Source organism: Alteribacillus sp. JSM 102045 (genome assembly GCF_041949975.1).
Lineage (GTDB): Bacteria > Bacillota > Bacilli > Bacillales > Marinococcaceae > Alteribacillus.
In genome coordinates, this window is record NZ_JBHFQG010000002.1 from 47840 (window position 1) to 65613 (window position 17774).

A 17774-nucleotide genomic window follows, 5' to 3' on the forward strand; every position below is an offset into this window, starting at 1 on the left:
AATGATAACTACAATATTCTTAGCACTTGTCGCAGCTTTTATACTAACCGTCATATTTTCCCCCTTGTTTATTCCGCTTTTAAAAAGGCTGAAATTTGGCCAGAGCATACGGGAAGAAGGACCTAAATCCCACATGAAAAAAGGTGGAACCCCAACAATGGGGGGAGTGATGATTTTGCTTTCCATTCTGGTTGTCACTCTTATTATACAAGCGGTAAATCTCGAATTCAGTACCGAAGCGTTTCTCCTTTTATTAGTGACAATGGGATTTGGTCTGCTTGGATTTTTAGATGATTTTATTAAAATTACAAAAAAACGGAATCTCGGTTTAACTTCAAAACAAAAGCTGGCTGGACAGCTAATTATTGCTTTTATTTTTTTTCTCGTATTAAATAACGGTGATTTTGATACCTCTGTTTCTGTTCCGGGAACGAGCCTGTCATTAGAGTTTGGCTGGTTCTATGTTTTACTCGTTATTGTCATGCTTGTCGGAGCTTCGAATGCTGTCAATTTAACTGATGGCCTTGATGGTCTTCTTGCAGGAACTGGAGCCATTGCTTTTGGAGCGTTTGCTGTTCTTGCATGGAATGCAGGAATGGGTGAAGCAGCTGTGTTTGCTTCTACTGTCGTAGGTGCTGTCTTAGGTTTTTTAGTGTTTAATGCTCATCCGGCGAAAGTCTTTATGGGAGATACAGGTTCCCTTGCCCTTGGAGGAGCGATTGCAGCACTTGCTATCCTTACAAAGCTTGAACTATTGCTGATCTTAATTGGCGGTGTGTTTGTTGCTGAAACATTATCTGTTATTATTCAAGTGCTTTCATTTAAGTTAAGAGGCAGAAGAATTTTTAAAATGAGCCCGATTCATCATCATTTTGAGCTGACTGGCTGGTCTGAATGGCGTGTAGTAGTTACTTTTTGGGCTGTCGGTATGGTATGCGCTGTACTCGGGATATATATTGAGGTGTGGGTATAATGAATATAAATTGGTTTCAAGGAAAAAACGTGTTGGTGATTGGTCTTGCAAAGAGCGGTATGGCTGCTGCGAAACTATTAAATAAATTAGGAGCTGCAGTAACGGTAAATGATGCAAAAGATCTTCAAGGAACACCGGAAGAACAAGAATTAGGAGAAAATGGGATAAAGCTCATATCAGGAAGCCATCCCCTGTCCTTGTTAGATGAATCTGTCGATTATGTCGTAAAAAATCCAGGCATACGCTATGACACTCCCTTGCTGGAAAAAGCCCTTGCTCTAGAAATTCCAATAGTAACTGAAATTGAACTTGCAGATTTTGTTGCTAAAGGAGATATCCTGGCTATTACAGGGTCAAACGGAAAAACGACCACTACGACGCTTATTTATGACATGTTGAAAAAGAGTGAGGTACCTGCCCATATAGCCGGCAACATTGGAAAAGTAGCTTGTACCGTTGCTCAAAATGTGGAGAAAGAAGATGTGATGGTGACTGAAGTTTCGAGTTTTCAATTAAAAGGCACCAAACATTTTCACCCGCGAACCGCAATACTTTTAAATATATTTGATGCTCATCTTGATTACCACGGGGGACGAGAAGATTACGAGCATTCGAAGGGAAAGATATTTGCCAATATGGGTCCTGATGATTATGCCGTTTATAACGCCGACAACAGGGCAGCAGCCAACCTTGCTGAAAAATCAAAGGCAAAATTAGTCCCTTTTTCCGTTTCAAGAGCTATAAGCAATGGCGCCTATGTGAAAAATGAGACATTTTACTTTCAAAATGAAGAAGTACTTCCGTTAGCAGAAGCGGTACTACCAGGTAAACATAATCAGGAAAACATGCTTGCTGCCATAGCTGCTGCAATGCTTCATGGAGCAAGTTTATCTGCAGTACGGGAAGTGCTGAGAAACTTTAAAGGAATTGAACACCGGCTGCAATATGTTGGAGAAGTATATGGCCGGAAAGTTTACAATGATTCAAAGGCCACTAATATACTGTCTACCCAAAAAGCAATTGAAGCTTTTAAAGACCCAGTTGTGTTAATTGCGGGTGGGCTTAACAGAGGAAATGGGTTCGAAGATCTGGTTCCTTCCTTAAAAACGGTAAAAGCAGCCGTTTTCTACGGACAGACAAAAGATAAACTTAAAAAGGCAGCTATAGAGGCTGGTGTAAAAGATGTCTCCACAGTAGAAACATTAGACGAAGCTGTAGGTGAAGCGTATTCATTTTCTGACGAAAAAGATATTTTGCTGCTTTCACCTGCTTGTGCAAGCTGGGATCAATTTAAAACATTTGAAGAACGGGGCAACCAGTTTATACATGCAGTAGGTAAACTGAAGTAAACCAAAAATAACGAGGAGTTGTCCGAGCAGATAAGCATGTTCACCTCTTCTAAGCATACATTGAAAGAAGAACAGTTCAATGGATGCGAGAGGTGAACGTAATGGAAAAACGGGTACGTCCTTTAGACCCGGTACTGCTTGCAGCTGTTATAGGATTGTTGGCAGCGGGACTTTTCATGGTATATAGTGCAAGTTCTGTATGGGGCGAATTTGTCCAGGGAGATGCTTTTTACTTTTTGAAAAGGCAGCTTATTTTTGCAGGTGCTGGTGTACTAGCGATGATTTTCATTTCAAAAATCGATTATTGGTTTTGGCAGCGCTGGTCTGTTGTCATTCTGCTCATATGTTTTTTCCTGTTGGTTGCTGTACTTATCCCTGGTGTCGGTATGGTGCGGGGCGGAGCGAGAAGCTGGATTGGAGCAGGAGCTTTTTCGATACAGCCGTCTGAATTTATGAAACTCGGAATGATTATTTTTTTGTCCCATTTTTTAATGCAGCATCATAAAAGAATCACTTCCTTTAGAAAAGGGATGCTGCCTGCACTCCTATTCATTTTCACCGCTTTTGGTTTAATCATGCTTCAGCCAGACCTGGGTACTGGAACGGTAATGGCTGGAACCTGTTTTGTGTTATTATTTGTAGCTGGTGCTCGTATCCGTCATTTTATTTTTCTTGGAGCATTGGGTGTCGCGGGGTTTGCAGGGTTGATTTTGTCTGCCCCTTACCGTATTCAGCGGATCACTTCCTTTTTAGATCCATGGTCAGACCCGCTCGGAGCTGGCTTTCAAATCATTCAGTCACTCTATGCCGTGGGCCCTGGAGGGTTGTTTGGTTTAGGATTTGGAGACAGCCGTCAAAAATATTATTATCTTCCGGAGCCCCAAACCGATTTTATTTTTGCTATATTAGCAGAAGAAGCCGGGTTTATTGGTGCCGGTTTTGTACTGATTCTCTTTGGCATCCTGTTATGGAGGGGGATTGCAACGGCTCTCACTGCTCCTGATATGTTCGGTTCTTTTCTTGCAACCGGGGTGTGCGGGATGATATTTTTACAAGTTCTTATTAATATAGGGGTTGTTACTGGTTTATTTCCTGTAACGGGTATTACCCTTCCGTTTTTAAGTTATGGAGGGTCTTCTCTGACGCTTATGCTGGTAGCTATTGGTATACTATTAAATATAACGAGATATCGAACGAATTATCATCATTAGAAAAATGATCAGGAGGATATTATGAAAGTAATTGTGACAGGCGGAGGAACTGGAGGACATATATATCCGGCACTCGCGCTGGTGAAAGAAATAAAAAGATTTGCTCCGCATAGTGAGTGTTTATATATAGGAACAAAAAAAGGGCTGGAAAGCGATATTGTACCAAGAGCAGGCATCCCATTTAAAACTATCACCATCAGTGGATTTAAGCGTAAAATATCTGTACACAATGTAAAGACGGTCTGGAAGTTCATTCGAGGCACAAGAAAAGCCAGGAAACTGATTGAAGAATTTGGAGCTGACATTGTGATCGGTACAGGAGGATATGTGGCTGGACCGGTAGTTTATGCTGCTTCAAAAATGGGAGTTCCCACTATTATTCATGAACAGAATAGTGTCCCTGGATTGACGAATAAATTTTTAAGCCGATTTGTCGACAAAGTAGCAGTATCATTTAAAGAGTCCTCGACCTACTTTCCTTCCGATAAAGTAAGCTATACAGGAAACCCAAGAGCATCAGAGGTTTCAGGAGAAAAAAGAGAAAATCCGCTTGGTGATATTGGTTTAAAAGAAGAAAAGAAAACAGTCGTGATTGTGGGGGGGAGCCGCGGTGCCAGACCGATTAATGAAGCGTTTCTGGAGGCACTACCTGCTGTAGGAAGTAAAAAGTGGCAATATTTGTATGTAACTGGTTCGGTTCACTATGATAAAGTAATAGAAGAAGTGAAAAAAGCCGGAAATCCAGAAAATGTAGTGATCAAACCGTTTATTCATGATATGCCTGCCGTTCTTTCTTACGCAGATCTTATGGTTACAAGAGCCGGGGCTACTACATTAGCAGAAATCACAGCATTGGGATTGCCATCTATTCTAATTCCGAGCCCGTATGTAACAAACAATCACCAGGAAAAAAATGCGAGAGCACTTAGTGAAAATGGGGCAGCTATTTTGCGTACGGAAAAAGAGCTGGATGCAAAAATACTGTTAAAAGACATAGATGAGGTGCTTTCAAATGAAGAAACGTGGAAGTCTATGAACCGTTCGTCTTTAAAATTAGCAGCACCTCGGGCAGCTGAACATATCTATCATTTAATGGAAGAATTAATGACTCCTCAATAAGGAAAAAGTTAAACATTCAGCCAAACGGCAGAACCATTTACTTTATTCTTCTGACAACAAAAGGAGGGTATCGGAAGGTAATGAAAGAAATAATAAATGAATTAGAAAACGCAAATGTAGGGAAAGTAGCGGAAAAAGAACCGCTTTCTAAACACACAACCTGGAAGATAGGCGGCCCGGCAGATATTTTTATCGAACCAGATGGGGTAGACGGTCTGGTCGAAACGATGAAAATTATCAATCAATATAATATACCCTGGAGAGCAATTGGCAGAGGTTCCAACTTGCTGGTAGATGATGAGGGTGTTGAAGGGGCAGTAATTAAACTTGGTCAAAATATCAGCGATTTGGAAATAGAAGGGGAGACTCTTCGTGTTGGCGGAGGATATTCTTTTATCAAACTAGCTACTATAATCAGCAAAGAAGGACTGTCCGGTCTCGAATTTGCAGGCGGAATCCCTGGAACGGTCGGTGGTGCTGTTTTTATGAATGCCGGCGCTCATGGTTCTGATATGTCTAACATATTAATAGAAGCCCGTGTTCTGTTTCCGGACGGACGTCTGATTTGGATAAAAAAGGAGGATATGGACTTTTCTTATCGCACCTCACGCTTGCAAAAAGAAAAAGGTATTTGTGTTGAAGCGAAGCTGCAAATGAGAAAAGGAGATAAAAAGACGATTGTAGAAGAAATGCAAAAGCATAAAAGCTATCGTCGTGAAACCCAGCCATGGAACCATCCTTGTGCAGGCAGTGTATTCCGTAACCCGCTGCCTGACCACGCTGGCGCTTTAATAGAAAGAGCAGGTCTCAAAGGCTACCGGGTAGGTGGAGCTCAAATATCCGAGATGCATGCCAACTTCATTGTGAATGTCAAGGAAGCGAAAGCAGGTGACGTTCTGGCAATCATAAAGCATGTTCAAGAGACGATTCGTGATAAATACAATGTTGAAATGACAACAGAAGTGGAGCTCGTAAGAAGACAGGCGTAACTGCCTGTCTTATTTGGAAAAAATCATTCCGAAAACAACAACGCACAGGACGTATTTACACAGGAGTCAGTGACATCTGTATTGTACTTTCGCCGCCAAAAACGACATGTCCTGTGCTCTGGCGTGTGCGAACTTAGTAGAAGTTCATTAACGTCAGCCAAACGTGATTTAAAACAATGGTTCTAACGCTTTTCTTATTAGATAAGAAATTATATAATTTTACACTTTGATGTCTAGCTTCAGTGCCCAGCCTCTTCGGAGGCCCATGTGTAAGGAACTTCTGCTAAAGGCGTGAACGTCCTGTTCACAACGCAGAAGTCACCACATCATGTGGAAGTAAGAACGCTGGAGAACATTTACCTGTCGAGGCTTACCAGGGCACTTACGCTTTTCTTTTTAGGAGGGATAAAAAAGATGCCGGATAAAAAGGTAGTGACAATAGATGACCGCATTCCTGCATTGAAAGAAAAGCGGAAAAAAAAGTCTAACCGACGCTTGATTATGTACCTTTCCATCTTTTTTATTCTCATTCTGCTTGTTGTCTATTTTCAGTCTCCTTTAAGTCATGTTCGTCATATCCAGGTGGATGGAAACGTGCATGTGAGTGAAGGGGAAATTATCAGCATGAGTGAGGTAGAAAAAGGGACAAGCCTTTGGAATGTAGATACAGGCGCAATAGAAAGCAGGCTGAAGGAAATTATTGAAGTAGAAGAGGCATTCGTAAGCCGGTCTTTCCCTTCGACTGTATCCATTAATATCGAAGAATATAAGCGCATGGCTTACGTTGAAATACAAGATAAATATACGCCTATTTTAAAAAACGGTGAGGTTCTATATGATAATCCTGTTTCAGTTCTGCCAGCAGATGCTCCAGTTTTGAAAAACTTTGAAGAAAATAGACAGCTAGAAGCATTTGCCGAAGAACTAAGCCAACTTGGTGAAGGGGTTTTAAATCGTATCTCGGAAGTGTTTTATAACTCTGAAGAAGAAGGGGATGCATTGCATCTTTATATGAACGATGGAATTGAAGTAGCAAGCACTATAAATAATTTTGCAAGTTACATGTCTTCTTATCCCTCTATTGCAAGAGAAATTGATCCTCAAAATCAGGGTGTACTGCATATGAAAATGAGCCCTTATTTTGAATCTGCGGAAGAAACAGAAGAATCAACAGAAGAAAGTATAGAAAATACAGAACAGCCGCAAGAACCGTCGCTAGAAACAAATGAGGAGGAGAATCTTGAGGAAGAATGAGGTCCGAATGCTCACTCTATTATTCGTTGTGGTTGGTTTTTTATTTGCCCTTACATATCAAACAACGACAGAGCAAAATCCAAGAGCTGAAGAAGGACAAGAAATGTGGGAAGAGGACCGGCTGAGAAGTTCCATATTAGAGGAACAGGAACAAAATCGTGGATTAGAAGAAGAGTGGCAAACGCTTCAGAGAGAAGTTAGGGATTTAGAGGAAGAACTTGCTGAAGCAGAAGTATCTTCTTTTAATTTAGTGGAAGACCTTGAAAAGCTGAGGATGCTAACGGGAGAGGTTGCAGTAGAAGGGCCTGGTGTGGAAGTGACACTTAATGACCATACATATGTACCTGATGGCAGCAATCCTAATAACTATATAGTGCATGAGCGCCATATACAAGAAGTTGTTGACGAATTAGTATTGGCAGATGCAGAAGCGATATCCATTAATGGTTTTCGTGTATTACGAAATTCTTCTATACAATGTGCTGGTCCTGTTATAAAAATTGACAGCAACACGTCAGCAGCACCTTTTGTAATCGAAGCCATCGGAGATTCGGAACAGCTTGAAGCAGCGCTGGAATTATCAGGTGGTGTCAAAGACAGGCTTGTGAACGAGAATGTTGAAGTACGTATTCAAAAGCATAATGAAGTATTCATGCAGCCCTTGGTAGGAGAGAGTGAGTAATATGAGTATTGTTATAAGGGTACTGCTTTTATTGGTTTGCGCCGGAGCTGGCTATGCTGCTGTCAGCCAGCTGCAAAATTCACCGCAAACTAATGCAGCAGACAGTCGCGACATTCTGGAATTGCGCCAAACTCTGCGGGAAGAACAAAAACACAGACAAGAATTATATGAACGAATTAGAGAAAATGAACGTCTGCTTGAAGAATATGAAACCGAACAAAAAAACAGTACTGAATATGCGATGAAAGAAGCAGTTTCTAAATTGGAAAAAAAAGCAGGACTTACAGAAGTAAATGGAAAGGGGGTTGAGATTGAAATAAAGGCAGCAAGTTCAGACCGCACAGATAAGGCCAGTAGTGAAACCTCTTTAAGTCCGGCCTTGCTTCGCCGGCTAGTTAATGAGCTCTTTCGGTTTGGCGCCGACGACATATCGATAGAAGGAGAAAGAATTATAGAAACAACAGCACTTCGTGATATTGGCGGAGTTACTCATATAAATGGAAAAAGGTTAACAGCTCTGCCATTAAAAGTCCAAGTACTTACAGATGAACCAGAAGAAGTACATAATCAATTTACTGTATCAGAGTCTGTTGAGTATTTATCATTAGAAAACTTAGAAGCATCATCTGAGATAGAAGAAAATATTACCATTCCAGCCTACGATGAAATAAGAAGAGTCCGCCATATGGAAGCAGCAGAGGAGGAGTAGTTAATGTGGCTGCCGGTCGTCGGGATATTTATAGGAATATTACTTGGTTTATTAACCGGTGTGCAAATACCAGCTGAATATACAGTATATCTTACTATAGCTGTTCTGGCTGTACTTGATACTCTATTTGGCGGGGTAAAAGCAAGTTTGAAGCATGAATTCGAAGACTCCCTATTTCTGTCAGGATTGTTTATTAATCTAGTTTTTGCTTTAAGTTTAGCTTTTCTGGGCAAGCAACTTGGTGTAGACTTATATTTAGCAGCAGTTTTTGCTTTTGGTATGAGGCTTTTTCGAAATATTGCCATAATACGAAGAGAAATGGTGAAGCGGTATAAAAAAGAGTAAAATTGAATATGAAAAGAGCAGACAACCTGGCAATCTTAAAAAATAATTTCCGTCTCATACAAAGGATTTTATTATCGGTTGTTGAAGTGTAATAGTATTGAAAAACAATCGTAAAATTTTTTTGTTAGTTTTTTCACACCAACCATCTTCTCGCGTGCTAAGATGGAAGGAAGGTGAAAGAATCAGGAAAAGAAAGAATAATAGATGCAGTTAAGACATGCAACGGGAGGTGCCAATACATGAACAACGATGATATTTATGTCAGCCTTGATATCGGTACGTCCGGCGTTCGAATTATAATAGGGGAAATGTCCGGAGGCTCCTTAAAAGTGATTGGAGTAGGCAATGCTCCTTCCACCGGATTAAAAAAAGGAGCCATTGTAGATATCGATGAAACAGTAAAATCTATACAACAGGCTGTCGAACAAGCAGAACGAATGGTAGGACTTCAGGTAGAACAGGTTATTGTCGGTGTCAACGGTAACCACATTGACATGCAGACTTGCAGCGGAGTAGTAGCTGTATCAAGTCCTGACAGAGAAATTAGAAATGATGATATAGAAAGGGTAATGGATGCAGCGCAGGTGCTTTCCATCCCACCAGAACGAGAAGTGATTGATGTTATTCCGACACAGTTTATTGTGGATGGCCTCGAGGGTATAAATGACCCTAGGGGGATGCTGGGCGTCCGCCTTGAATTAGAAGGAGTAATTATTACAGGAGCAAAAACAGCATTACATAATTTGCTTCGATGTGTAGAAAAAGCCGGACTAGAAGTTGCTGATATTTGTTTGCAGCCGCTTGCTGCAGGCACTGTAGCTGTTTCTAAAGATGAAAAATCTTTAGGAGTTGCACTTGTAGATATTGGCGGAGGCTCCACTACCATCTCTGTGTTCCAAAATGGAATGATGCAGGCCATGTCTGTACTTGCTATCGGCGGAGATCACATTACCAATGATATTTCTGTCGGACTTCGTACTACTACAGAAGAAGCAGAGCGGGTAAAGAAAGAACATGGACATGCTTTTATTGATGAAGCTTCTGATGAAGTGACATTTGAAATGAAAACGATAGGCAATGAAAACACGGAAGAATATTCCCAATATGAAATTGCTCATATTATCGAGCCGCGTTTAGAAGAGATATTAGAGCTGGTTGATGATGAAGTATATAAAATGGGTTTTTCTGATCTTCCTGGAGGTTATATACTCACGGGAGGTTCTGTCATGGTGCCGGGAGCCCTGGAACTAGCCAGGGATGTGCTCCGGCATAGTGTGCGGATGGCTGTTCCTGATTATATTGGAGTTAGAGAACCGGTGTATACAACAGGAATCGGTCTGATTGAATTTGCTCACCGAAATGTTAAAATTCAGGGTAAGGAAACAGCTGCTTCGGTTACTCCTGCTAAAAATAACGAACCAGAAGAGAAGCCAAGTCAGCAAAAAGCACCAAATAAAGAGAAAAACCCTGAAGATCCAGGCATGAAAAGCAAGGTGAAGAACTTTTTCAAAGTCTTTTTTGAATAAGAAACTACAATCTGCTGTGCGTTTTGAGCGAAGGCAGAAAGGCAGCGCAAAGTGAACGATACAGCTCAAATGTTATTGATTAGAGCACTTGCCCATCTCTTTTTAGGTGCATGGTTGAATGGATAGATTTGATGAATTAGGAGGACCTTGAATGTTGGAATTTGAAATGGATATGGAACAACTAGCGCAAATTAAAGTAATAGGTGTTGGCGGCGGCGGCTCCAATGCCGTGAATCGTATGATTGAAAATGGACTCCAGGGAGTAGAGTTTATTGCGGTGAACACAGACGCTCAGGCACTCCAACTATCAGAAGCTGAAACAAAACTGCAGCTGGGCGGTAAATTGACGCGGGGCCTTGGTGCAGGGGCTAATCCTGAAATTGGAAAGAAAGCAGCAGAAGAAAGCAAAGAACAAATTGAAGAAGCTTTAACTGGTGCAGATATGGTATTTATTACTGCTGGAATGGGAGGCGGAACAGGTACTGGTGCTGCTCCTGTTATTGCTGAAGTAGCAAAAGAAATCGGCGCATTAACTGTTGGTGTGGTAACCAGACCATTTACCTTTGAAGGAAGAAAGCGTTCCGGACAGGCATCTACTGGGATCACATCGTTAAAAGAAAAAGTAGATACGTTAATTGTTATACCTAACGACCGCTTACTTGAAATCGTAGATAAAAATACACCAATGCTGGAAGCTTTCCGTGAAGCTGATAATGTTCTCCGCCAAGGTGTACAAGGTATTTCAGACTTGATTGCTGTACCGGGTCTTATTAACCTGGACTTTGCTGACGTAAAAACAATTATGAGTGAAAAAGGCTCCGCTTTAATGGGTATCGGTATAGCAACTGGTGAAAACAGGGCGGCTGAAGCTGCGAAGAAAGCGATATCCAGCCCGCTGCTTGAAACATCAGTTGACGGAGCGCAAGGCGTCCTGATGAACATTACAGGCGGAACCAACCTGAGCTTGTTTGAAGTTCATGAAGCAGCAGAGATTGTTTCAGATGCCTCTGATCACGAAGTGAATATGATATTTGGTTCAGTAATTAACGAGAATTTGAACGATGAAATTGTCGTGACAGTTATTGCAACTGGTTTTGAAGACAACGAAGAAAAACAGCAAAAACAGCCTCAGCGCCAGGCAGGCATACAGCAAAGACGAAGCCAGCCAACAGCCGGGGTAACACCGCGAATGAATCAGCCTCAGCAAGAACGACCAGTACAAGAAGAAGTTAACGAACCAACCAAAGAACAGCAATCGCAAGAAGAAGAACCAGAAACCCTGGATATACCAACTTTCCTGCGCAATCGCCGTAGAAGGAAATAACAACTGTAAAAAGCAGCAAGGGGCTGTCCCGTAAGCCGATGTTTCGGTTTAGAGGACAGCCCCTTCTTCGTATTATAAGGAGGATATCACCCATAACAGAGGAGAACCCACAGACTCTCAGAAATATATGGTATGACGCAAGGCACCAAAGCAGGGTTGTTGTATCCCAATAAGAAGAAACCGTATTACCGGTCTCTAAGAAAGGGTGTTGGAACCTGAATAAGAGGAATCAAAGGAGGGACGGTAACCAAGCTGGGGTATTGGACACTGGAAAAGAGATAAAAAAAAAGTCGGCGCGGTAATCAAGCGAGAAAGTTGGACCCCGGTAAAGAGAAATTCAAGCTCAAACGGGCTCCAATAGAAGAATGCTGAGACTACATTTAACACTGCAGCACTTTTAGCCGAACATCGGCCTTCCTGCTGCACTTGATCAAGACGCTTCCTTTTTTCTTGTGACAAAATAAGTGAAAAGAAGAGAAAAAAGCTGTCATGAATTGACAGACTTCTAAATAGATTACATATATAATTGGAAATACTCTATTAAAGATGAATGTAAGAAGGTGATATAAATATACTATCTCGATTTACTATGGGGATTAAATGTCATCATTCATCTTGTATTATTTGCCGGTACCGCCCGGTTAATCAAACGGAAACTACCAATAAAGCGATTGTGCGCTGTTTCTATTATCGGATCTTGCAGTATTTTTATTGTATTAACACCGTTTGAAGCATGGCTGGTACACCCGGCAGGGAAATTTTTTCTATCTGTTCTTTTAGTACTCATTGCTTTTGGTTTTCCATCACTCCTTGTTTTCCTACAAAGTTTATTTATGTTCTATATTATGAGCTTTTTAGCAGCAGGAGCCATTACAGCAATAGAAACGATGCGTTTTTCCATGCAGCTCAGAGAAGGTTTTTTATCTGAATATGCATCTTCTATGTACAGCAGTTTCTCCATCATACTTATCGTATTTTCTATTCCTTTATTATGGCTGATGTTTAAATGGACCGATGTCGTTACGTATGCTCGTAAGATGCAATGGTCCAAGTTAGCGACTGTTACCGTGCAGGTAGAAAATGCACTTTGGAAAGGGGAGGCATTGATTGACACCGGCAACCAATTGAAGGATCCGATTACGAGGGCGCCTGTTATGGTAATGCAAGCTTCTTTGTTGAAAAATGAGCTGCCTGATGAAGAATATAAACAGCTTCAGGCTATGCTTCATTACAAACGTGTCGAAGACTTAGAGCATATAAACTGGTGGGAAGGGAGATGGAGGCTCATCCCTTATAAAACCGCCGGTCAGAATATGCAGATGATGTTTGCCTTTAAACCAGATAACATAACCGTAAATTATGATGAAAAACAAATCAGCTTTGATTCTGTGTTGGTCGGCCTTGAAGAAAATTCCTTATCGTCAAATGAAGATTTTCAAATGATATTCCCATCTGATCCTCTGCAGGCTTCTGCCAATGCTAGTGCATAAAAATTTTCTGGAGGAGGTCGTTGATTTGCTGAAACTAAAATTTAAATTGTTATGGTACAGACTATTACAAAAAATCGGTTTGAAACCGGACGAACTGTATTACATTGGAGGAAGTGAAGCTCTTCCGCCTCCCCTTTCTAAAGAAGAAGAGGCCCATTTAATCAGTTTACTGCCAAAAGATGATGAAGCAGCGCGCTCGGTACTGATTGAACGAAACTTACGGCTTGTCGTATACATTGCCCGCAAGTTTGAAAACACAGGTATTAACATTGAAGATTTGATCAGTATCGGTACGATAGGGCTCATAAAAGCTGTAAATACTTTTAATCCAGAGAAAAAAATAAAGCTTGCCACATATGCATCTCGCTGTATTGAAAATGAAATACTCATGCACTTGCGACGCACAAATAAATTACGCTCAGAAATATCTTTTGATGAACCGCTTAATATTGATTGGGACGGGAATGAACTGCTTCTTTCTGACATTCTCGGTACAGAAGAAGATATCATCACAAAGGGCATTGAAGATAAAGTGGACCGCAGGCTTCTGCGAAGGGCTCTCAGCACTTTGAATCCAAGAGAAAAACAAATCATGGAAATGCGTTTTGGTCTTGCTGGGAAACCGGAGAAAACACAAAAAGATGTTGCTGATTTATTAGGAATATCGCAATCATATATTTCTCGATTAGAAAAAAGAATTATTAAAAGATTACGAAAAGAATTTAATAAAATGGTGTGATTCCTCCTCTTTAGGATAGAGGCTGTCTAAAAAATTTTTTCAGGTCAAATAATAGCGGCCATAAAGGCTTTGTACCACTTATTTGACTCTCGAAAATGGAGGACAGCCTCCTTTTAGGTCATTTGTCACCTGCATAATTTTTCCCTCCTCGGAAATACTGAACATGAACATACAAGAATATCGGGATGTAACACACATCCCTTACATCATTGCTTGGGAGGGACTGATGGTGGCACGTGGCAAGGTGGAGATTTGTGGTGTTGATACTTCGAAACTTCCCGTTTTAAAAAATAAAGAAATGAGAGAGCTCTTTAAACAAATGCAGCAAGGAGATGAACAAGCTCGAGAAGAACTAGTAAATGGAAATCTGCGTCTTGTTCTAAGTGTCATTCAACGATTTAATAACCGCGGTGAACATATGGATGATTTATTTCAGGTTGGCTGCATAGGATTAATGAAGTCTATTGATAACTTTGATCTTTCGCAGAATGTACGGTTTTCTACGTATGCAGTCCCTATGATTATCGGAGAGGTAAGACGTTATCTTAGAGATAATAACCCGATCAGGGTTTCTAGATCCTTAAGGGATACAGCTTACAAAGCTTTGCAAGTTCGCGACCAGTTAATGGCTGAAAGAGCGCGTGAAGAGGAACCTACAGTCCAAGAAATTGCTGCTAAATTGGAAATGCCAAAAGAAGAAGTCGTGTTTGCTCTTGATGCTATTCAGGATCCCGTATCGTTATTTGAGCCGATTTATAATGATGGCGGTGATCCGATCTATGTTATGGATCAAATCAGCGACGATAAAGAACAGGATAAAAAATGGCTGGAACACCTTGCCCTGAAAGAAGCAATGGTACAGCTGACATCGAGAGAAAAAATGATATTAGATTTGAGGTTTTTTCAAGGAAAAACCCAAATGGAAGTTGCAGATGAAATTGGAATTTCTCAGGCTCAAGTTTCTAGACTTGAAAAAGCAGCCATTAAACAAATGAATCGTTCTGCAAGCATTTAAAATGATTCTCCCGTCTAGATGAAGGCGGGGTTTTTTTGTTGTTTAAAAAATTAAAATTTTTTCTATTATGGATAACTATCTCCATATTATTTGATCCGCATCTAGCTTCAGCGCCCAGCCTCTCGGAGGCCCACACGAGGTGGGTTAGTTCGACGTTGTCACAGGACGTGGCGCTCTTAGTCGAACATCTTTAGGAACCTTCTGCTAAATTCGCACACGTCTTGTGTGCAACGCAGAAGTCAGCCCATCCAGGGCAAGCCAGTTCGGCGTAGTCACAGGACGTGACGAACTTAGCCGAACGTCATTTGAAATAGGCGCTTGTGCTTTTGTTCATTAAAAGCTTTTATAAAAGCTAAGTTTTTCAAAGATGAGGATATGTTCTCTGAAGTACCTACATATAATGAATTAATCTACTTTTGCGCAAAGGGGTCGGGAATATGAGAATTTCAGATTTACAAGCAAAAGATATCGTGAACATGCATACCGGTAAAAGGCTTGGTCATGCAGGGGATGTGGATATCAATGTAGAAACTGGTCAAGTGGATGCGATCATTGTAGGCGGGGCGACAAAAATGATGACAATTTTTAATCGTGACAATGAATTTGTCGTTCCTTGGACTCAGATTGTCAAAATAGGTTCTGATGTTATTCTAGTAAATTTATACGAAGGGGACCCAAAGTAAAAAGTATTATCTCAAAGACACCTTAAGCTTAAAGGATTTTCTATGGCAATAACATAAAATATGTTAAAATAAGTAGACTGGTTTTGACGATTTTTTACGAAAGAAGAGGTATAATGAAAAAAATTCCTTTTTCTAGAAAAAGTGAAAGTATTCTCACCGTTAACAGAAAGCCATTTACAGAGGAATCTTCTCTTGTCGCAGGAATGACGACTAGAAAAGGGGGCGAGGGTGTTCAGCCCTTTGATACGTTAAACACAGCTTTTCATGTTGGAGATGATCCTCAAACGGTTGTTGAAAACAGAAAGCATGTCGGAAGGGAAATCGGATTTCCTCTGTCAAGTTGGACAGCTTGTGAACAGATTCATGGAAATGAGATCATAAAAATTAACAATAAAGATAAAGGAAAAGGTGCTCTTTCTCGAGACTCAGCAGCTGGTGAGGCAGACGGCATATATACAAAAGAAAAAGGATTACTTCTCGTAAGTTTTTATGCCGATTGCGTCCCTTTGATTTTTTACGCACCGGCTGCCGGTTATATAGGACTTGCTCATGCAGGCTGGAAAGGAACGGCTCTGAACATTGGAGGCAAGTTCATAAGAACGTGGGCCGGCAAAGAAGGGATAGACCTAGAAGAAATTTATGCAGTCATCGGGCCTTCCATTTCTCAAAATGCTTACGAAGTCGATGATAAGGTGATTTCGAAGATGAAACAAGTTCTACCAGCGAGAGTGCCTGAGCCCTGGTATACTTCGCAGCGTAAAGATAGGTTTCAACTTGATATGAAAGAAATGAACCGGATATTATTAGAACATGAAGGGATTCCACCTGAAAATATTTTTGTCAGCAGTCATTGTACATATAACGAAAACGATTTATTTTTCTCTCATCGAAGAAATAGCGGAGGCACCGGCCGAATGATGACGTTTATCGGTTTTGAAAAAGATCAATAGAAAGGAGACGCAAACATAGTGACCGTAGCAAATAACCTAGCTCAGATTCAGGAGACTATTAAAAAAGCATGCAGCTCCTCCGGCAGAGATCCGGAGAATGTAACAATCATTTCCGTTACAAAATATGTAAGCCTTGAAAAAACAAAAGAAGCGATAGAAGCCGGCATTCATCATATAGGCGAAAACAGGCTGGAAGGAGCACTTGAAAAATGGGAAGCCTTTCAAGGACAGGCCGGCTTTCATTTCATTGGATCACTGCAATCTAAAAAAGTCAAACACCTTGTCGGTAAATATGATTACTATCATTCTTTGGACAGGCTCTCTTTAGCCAAAGAGCTGCAAAAGCGCTGTCCGGAAAATCAAAAACTTCAATGTTTTGTACAGGTTAATGTCTCCGGAGAAGCTTCTAAAGCAGGTCTAGCACCAGAAGAAACAATTGATTTTATAAAACAGCTGAAGAACTACCCCGCTATTCAAGTAATTGGTTTAATGACAATGGCCCCTTTTAAAGAGGATCCAGAAGACACCCGCCCTGTTTTTCGCAGGCTCAGACATTTACGTGATAAAATCCGGGAACTCCGCCTTGAACATGCTCCATGCAATGAATTATCAATGGGAATGTCTAACGACTTTCATGTTGCCGTTGAAGAAGGAGCTACATATATTCGTCTCGGCTCCACACTAGTAGGCCGCGAGTAAAACGGCTAGAGGGAGAAGGAGGGTTAGGATGAGCTTTAAATCTAAATTTAAACGTTTTTTTGAATTGGAAGACGATGTTGTTGAAGAAGAAATAGAGGTTCCAGAGGGAACGCAAACGTATGAAAAAAAAGATGGAAAGAATGTCGTCAGTCTGCAAAGCGTTCAGCAGTCCGCAAAGGTAATGCTTATGGAACCCCGGCAATATGATGAGGCTCAGGATATTGCAGATCATTTAAAAAATAGAAAGTCTGTTATTATTAATGTGCAGCGTATTCAAAGCGACCAAGCCCGCCGAATCGTTGATTTTTTGAGCGGCACCGTTTACGCTATCGGAGGAGACATCCAAAAAGTCGGAACAAATATTTTTCTCTGTACCCCGGATAATGTCGATGTGTCTGGTGCGATTTCAGAGATATTACACGATACCCAGGATTGATTGTAGTAAAGGAGAATGCAGAACATGAACACAATTGGAATGATACTGCTTGCAGGGATGCAGATTTATTCTTATCTTATTATCATTTATATTTTAATGTCGTGGTTTCCAAATGCGCGTGAATCTTCTTTTGGACAAATGTTAGGCTCATTAGTTGAACCATACCTGGAGCCATTTAGAAAGATTATACCACCGCTTGGAATGATAGACATTTCACCTATTGTAGCTATTATTGCTCTTCATTTCGCCCGTTACGGCGTACAAGCATTGTTCTTTTAAGG

General features: G+C 40.9%; 19 protein-coding genes. All 19 read left to right on the forward strand.

Going from position 1 to position 17774, the window contains the following annotated elements; genetic code table 11:
* Window position 1: 1 nt before the first annotated feature.
* The 19 genes from mraY to ACE1TI_RS01855 all read left to right on the forward strand — a co-directional run bounded on the left by mraY (window position 2) and on the right by ACE1TI_RS01855 (window position 17772).
* Window positions 2-973 (forward strand): phospho-N-acetylmuramoyl-pentapeptide-transferase, encoded by a 972-nt coding sequence (gene mraY, locus ACE1TI_RS01765; RefSeq protein WP_375005857.1) that lies wholly within the window; start codon window positions 2-4, stop codon window positions 971-973.
* Entirely contained in the window at window positions 970-2322 is a 1353-nt protein-coding gene (murD, locus tag ACE1TI_RS01770) for a UDP-N-acetylmuramoyl-L-alanine--D-glutamate ligase (RefSeq protein ID WP_375006029.1), read from the forward strand. Before mraY ends, murD begins: the two co-directional genes overlap by 4 nt.
* Before the next feature lie 101 nt (window positions 2323-2423).
* A complete protein-coding gene (gene spoVE / locus ACE1TI_RS01775) occupies window positions 2424-3533 on the forward strand; it encodes a stage V sporulation protein E (RefSeq protein WP_375005858.1) in 1110 nt (369 codons plus the stop codon).
* A 21-nt stretch (window positions 3534-3554) separates the two neighbouring features.
* Window positions 3555-4652 carry an undecaprenyldiphospho-muramoylpentapeptide beta-N-acetylglucosaminyltransferase gene (gene murG, locus ACE1TI_RS01780; protein ID WP_375005859.1) on the forward strand — a complete coding sequence of 366 codons (1098 nt, stop codon included), beginning with the start codon at window positions 3555-3557 and terminating at the stop codon, window positions 4650-4652.
* 80 nt (window positions 4653-4732) lie between these two features.
* On the forward strand, window positions 4733-5641 hold the full coding sequence (gene murB, locus ACE1TI_RS01785; protein WP_375005860.1) for a UDP-N-acetylmuramate dehydrogenase: 909 nt from the start codon (window positions 4733-4735) through the stop codon (window positions 5639-5641).
* Window positions 5642-6055: 414 nt separating this feature from the next.
* Complete coding sequence (locus ACE1TI_RS01790) at window positions 6056-6895, forward strand: cell division protein FtsQ/DivIB (RefSeq protein WP_375005861.1); 840 nt, start codon at window positions 6056-6058, stop codon at window positions 6893-6895.
* Window positions 6882-7577 carry a DUF881 domain-containing protein gene (locus tag ACE1TI_RS01795; protein ID WP_375005862.1) on the forward strand — a complete coding sequence of 232 codons (696 nt, stop codon included), beginning with the start codon at window positions 6882-6884 and terminating at the stop codon, window positions 7575-7577. The genes ACE1TI_RS01790 and ACE1TI_RS01795 overlap by 14 nt, the downstream gene beginning before the upstream one ends.
* A gap of 1 nt (window position 7578) precedes the next feature.
* On the forward strand, window positions 7579-8286 hold the full coding sequence (locus tag ACE1TI_RS01800; RefSeq protein WP_375005863.1) for a DUF881 domain-containing protein: 708 nt from the start codon (window positions 7579-7581) through the stop codon (window positions 8284-8286).
* Between the two features lie 3 nt (window positions 8287-8289).
* Complete coding sequence (locus ACE1TI_RS01805) at window positions 8290-8631, forward strand: small basic family protein (protein WP_375005864.1); 342 nt, start codon at window positions 8290-8292, stop codon at window positions 8629-8631.
* A gap of 239 nt (window positions 8632-8870) precedes the next feature.
* Entirely contained in the window at window positions 8871-10157 is a 1287-nt protein-coding gene (ftsA, locus tag ACE1TI_RS01810; protein ID WP_375005865.1) for a cell division protein FtsA, read from the forward strand.
* Between the two features lie 151 nt (window positions 10158-10308).
* Window positions 10309-11481: a cell division protein FtsZ gene (gene ftsZ, locus ACE1TI_RS01815; RefSeq protein ID WP_375005866.1), complete on the forward strand. Its 1173-nt coding sequence runs from the start codon at window positions 10309-10311 to the stop codon at window positions 11479-11481.
* Between the two features lie 608 nt (window positions 11482-12089).
* On the forward strand, window positions 12090-12971 hold the full coding sequence (locus tag ACE1TI_RS01820) for a sigma-E processing peptidase SpoIIGA (RefSeq protein WP_375006030.1): 882 nt from the start codon (window positions 12090-12092) through the stop codon (window positions 12969-12971).
* Entirely contained in the window at window positions 12958-13710 is a 753-nt protein-coding gene (gene sigE, locus ACE1TI_RS01825; RefSeq protein WP_375005867.1) for an RNA polymerase sporulation sigma factor SigE, read from the forward strand. The genes ACE1TI_RS01820 and sigE overlap by 14 nt, the downstream gene beginning before the upstream one ends.
* A 226-nt stretch (window positions 13711-13936) precedes the next feature.
* Window positions 13937-14725: an RNA polymerase sporulation sigma factor SigG gene (sigG, locus tag ACE1TI_RS01830; protein WP_375006031.1), complete on the forward strand. Its 789-nt coding sequence runs from the start codon at window positions 13937-13939 to the stop codon at window positions 14723-14725.
* 437 nt (window positions 14726-15162) lie between these two features.
* Window positions 15163-15408 carry a YlmC/YmxH family sporulation protein gene (locus ACE1TI_RS01835; RefSeq protein WP_375005868.1) on the forward strand — a complete coding sequence of 82 codons (246 nt, stop codon included), beginning with the start codon at window positions 15163-15165 and terminating at the stop codon, window positions 15406-15408.
* A gap of 113 nt (window positions 15409-15521) precedes the next feature.
* Window positions 15522-16358, forward strand: coding sequence for a peptidoglycan editing factor PgeF (pgeF, locus tag ACE1TI_RS01840; RefSeq protein ID WP_375005869.1), 837 nt, complete (start codon window positions 15522-15524; stop codon window positions 16356-16358).
* An 18-nt stretch (window positions 16359-16376) separates the two neighbouring features.
* Entirely contained in the window at window positions 16377-17057 is a 681-nt protein-coding gene (locus ACE1TI_RS01845; protein ID WP_375005870.1) for a YggS family pyridoxal phosphate-dependent enzyme, read from the forward strand.
* 28 nt (window positions 17058-17085) lie between these two features.
* Window positions 17086-17493 carry a cell division protein SepF gene (locus ACE1TI_RS01850; RefSeq protein WP_375005871.1) on the forward strand — a complete coding sequence of 136 codons (408 nt, stop codon included), beginning with the start codon at window positions 17086-17088 and terminating at the stop codon, window positions 17491-17493.
* Window positions 17494-17517: 24 nt separating this feature from the next.
* Window positions 17518-17772 carry a YggT family protein gene (locus ACE1TI_RS01855; protein ID WP_375005872.1) on the forward strand — a complete coding sequence of 85 codons (255 nt, stop codon included), beginning with the start codon at window positions 17518-17520 and terminating at the stop codon, window positions 17770-17772.
* Window positions 17773-17774 lie beyond the last annotated feature (2 nt).